At 41.7% G+C, this 1,499-nt stretch carries 1 protein-coding gene; it reads right to left on the reverse strand.

Features of this window, described 5'->3' with window-relative positions:
* Window positions 1-76 precede the first annotated feature (76 nt).
* Window positions 77-1,249, reverse strand: a complete 1,173-nt coding sequence (locus tag ODU41_RS10720) for an IS110 family transposase (RefSeq protein ID WP_136581109.1) — start codon at window positions 1,247-1,249, stop codon at window positions 77-79.
* Window positions 1,250-1,499 lie beyond the last annotated feature (250 nt).

Consider the following 1,499-nt stretch of genomic DNA (forward strand, 5'->3'; position numbering starts at 1 on the left):
GAGTTCTTATACGAAAACTCAAAAGAATGCAAAAACTCCCTCCCTATGATATAATCAAAGCGAAAAATTTTTTATGTTAGGCTACTAGCTCGTCCCTAGTAGTCTTTTTCTGTGCTAAAAATTCAGGATACGTTATCTGCTCTTTTAAGAGGATATAAGCTATTTTTAATAATTGATGTGCGAGTGCAATTGTTGCTTTTTGTGAACCACGCCGACTTTGAATCTGATAAAATCGGTCTGCTAGGGGACTACCTTTTTGTTTTTTGATAGCGAAAGCGGCTTGGCATAAACATTTCTTCAAATATGAATTTCCGTGTCGAATCTTGGTACTTCGTTTTTTACCAGCACTCTCATTATTACCTGGACAGAGTCCAGCCCAAGAAGCTAAATGTCCAGATGTCGGAAACTGACTCATGTCAACACCAACCTCAGAAATGATAACAGAAGCTGTAATGACATCAATGCCTGGGATGGAATCCAATATTTCTACATGGTTTTCATATTGTGATAGATAGACATTCATTCGCTCTTCCAACAACTCAATCTGCTTCTGATAAAAATCATAAATCTCCAAGGACTGCTTTAACATAAAGCGGTGATGGTCAGAAAAATAGCCATCCAAGGCTTCCAGAAGCTGCGGCACTTTCTTCTTCAAGCTGGTGTAAACTGATTGATGGACAATGCGAGGTGTAATAGGCGTCCCATCAACCAGTAGCTGAAGGAGATTGCGACCAGATAGCCCCATAATATCTTCAATATAGGTTGTTAGCTTGATACCACCTGACTGAAGAATTTTATGGATACGATTGGTTTCTCGATTACGACTTTCCACATAATGTTTTCGTTGTCTGGTTAACTCCCTCAATTCTTGAATGGTTTCATCGGGAACGAAACTCCGAGGAAGCAGACCAATCCGTGTTAATTTGGCAATCCAGTGAGCGTCCTTCTTGTCGGTTTTCTGACCTGGGATAGCCTTCATATGAGCTGGTTGAGCGAGTATCAGCTCGAAGTCATCACAGAGAGCATGCCAGACAGGTCGCCAATAGACACCGGTGCTTTCCATACCAACAGCTTCCACATGAAATTGACTGAGAAAATCGTGGCAAGCACGTAGGCCTTTAGTCGTTGTATCAAATGTAGCCACCTCACGCTTTGGACGAGTTGAGGTGAGTGGTCCATGTAGGATACAGACGACAATATTGGCTTGATGGACATCAATACCTGCACAAGATTGATAGAGAACATCCATGATAATTCCCTCCTTCTAAAAATTAGAGAGCTTATCTACCGAATTTTAGTTGTATTTTTATACTCATGCCTATCGCATATTTTGGGGTGCTCGTCAGTAGAGTGGGTTAGTTTTTCCCGCGATGACTAACATCAGTAACTCGTCAACCACAAAGCCCTCACTAAGATTATACACCTAGTGAGGGCTTTATGTTCGTTTTCATTATTCTGTGGGTGAGGGCGGAGCCATCATGGATGTCTTTCCCACTCCC

This window comes from Streptococcus sp. 2022WUSS083, assembly GCF_044427155.1.
Lineage (GTDB): Bacteria > Bacillota > Bacilli > Lactobacillales > Streptococcaceae > Streptococcus > Streptococcus hashimotonensis.

Coding starts and splice junctions, on each gene's coding strand:
- ODU41_RS10720 (WP_136581109.1), bottom strand. CDS start 1,249: ATGGATGTTCTCTATCAATCTTGTGCAGGTATTGATGTCCATCAAGCC.